The sequence below is a fragment of the Pseudomonas sp. CFBP 8771 genome, assembly GCF_014841695.1.
GTDB classification, from domain to species: domain Bacteria; phylum Pseudomonadota; class Gammaproteobacteria; order Pseudomonadales; family Pseudomonadaceae; genus Aquipseudomonas; species Aquipseudomonas baltica.
The window spans coordinates 1-1,655 of the sequence record NZ_JACYUJ010000019.1 but is presented as its reverse complement, the minus strand read 5'-3'; the positions used below and the strand labels follow the sequence as shown (position 1 = coordinate 1,655).

Sequence of the window (1,655 nt, the reverse complement as noted above, 5' to 3'; positions counted from 1 at the left end):
CGCAGATAGGGGTTTCGGAATTGAATCTTGACGATGACCTACTCTCACATGGGGAAACCCCACACTACCATCGGCGATGCATCGTTTCACTGCTGAGTTCGGGATGGGATCAGGTGGTTCCAATGCTCTATGGTCGTCAAGAAATTCTGTAGCCGGGATGCCCTTTGGGAGGCACTCCAGCGAATCGGGTATGTGATGTTTGTGGGTTGTCTTGCTGCGAACTTTCGGTTCGTGTCATCTCCACAGTCACCGCAATCTGGTCGTTCGACACAAATTGCTTGGGTGTTATATGGTCAAGCCTCACGGGCAATTAGTATGGGTTAGCTCAACGCCTCACAGCGCTTACACACCCCACCTATCAACGTCGTAGTCTTCGACGGCCCTTCAGGGAACTCAAGGTTCCAGTGAGATCTCATCTTGAGGCAAGTTTCCCGCTTAGATGCTTTCAGCGGTTATCTTTCCCGAACATAGCTACCCGGCAATGCCACTGGCGTGACAACCGGAACACCAGAGGTTCGTCCACTCCGGTCCTCTCGTACTAGGAGCAGCCCCTCTCAAATCTCAAACGTCCACGGCAGATAGGGACCGAACTGTCTCACGACGTTCTAAACCCAGCTCGCGTACCACTTTAAATGGCGAACAGCCATACCCTTGGGACCGGCTTCAGCCCCAGGATGTGATGAGCCGACATCGAGGTGCCAAACACCGCCGTCGATATGAACTCTTGGGCGGTATCAGCCTGTTATCCCCGGAGTACCTTTTATCCGTTGAGCGATGGCCCTTCCATACAGAACCACCGGATCACTAAGACCTACTTTCGTACCTGCTCGACGTGTCTGTCTCGCAGTCAAGCGCGCTTTTGCCTTTATACTCTACGACCGATTTCCGACCGGTCTGAGCGCACCTTCGTACTCCTCCGTTACTCTTTAGGAGGAGACCGCCCCAGTCAAACTACCCACCATACACTGTCCTCGATCCGGATAACGGACCTGAGTTAGAACCTCAAAGTTGCCAGGGTGGTATTTCAAGGTTGGCTCCACGCAGACTGGCGTCCACGCTTCAAAGCCTCCCACCTATCCTACACAAGCAAATTCAAAGTCCAGTGCAAAGCTATAGTAAAGGTTCACGGGGTCTTTCCGTCTAGCCGCGGATACACTGCATCTTCACAGCGATTTCAATTTCACTGAGTCTCGGGTGGAGACAGCGCCGCCATCGTTACGCCATTCGTGCAGGTCGGAACTTACCCGACAAGGAATTTCGCTACCTTAGGACCGTTATAGTTACGGCCGCCGTTTACCGGGGCTTCGATCAAGAGCTTCGCTTGCGCTAACCCCATCAATTAACCTTCCGGCACCGGGCAGGCGTCACACCCTATACGTCCACTTTCGTGTTTGCAGAGTGCTGTGTTTTTAATAAACAGTCGCAGCGGCCTGGTATCTTCGACCGGCATGAGCTTACGGAGCAAGTCCTTCACCCTCACCGGCGCACCTTCTCCCGAAGTTACGGTGCCATTTTGCCTAGTTCCTTCACCCGAGTTCTCTCAAGCGCCTTGGTATTCTCTACCCAACCACCTGTGTCGGTTTGGGGTACGGTTCCTGGTTACCTGAAGCTTAGAAGCTTTTCTTGGAAGCATGGCATCAACCACTTCGTCGTCT

At 53.2% G+C, this 1,655-nt stretch carries 2 rRNA genes; both read right to left on the bottom strand.

From position 1 onward, the window contains the following. Positions 1-25: 25 nt before the first annotated feature. A 5S ribosomal RNA gene (rrf, locus tag IFT80_RS21480) occupies positions 26-141 on the bottom strand. Between the two features lie 148 nt (positions 142-289). Then, positions 290-1,655, bottom strand: a 23S ribosomal RNA gene (locus IFT80_RS21475); the annotation flags it as partial.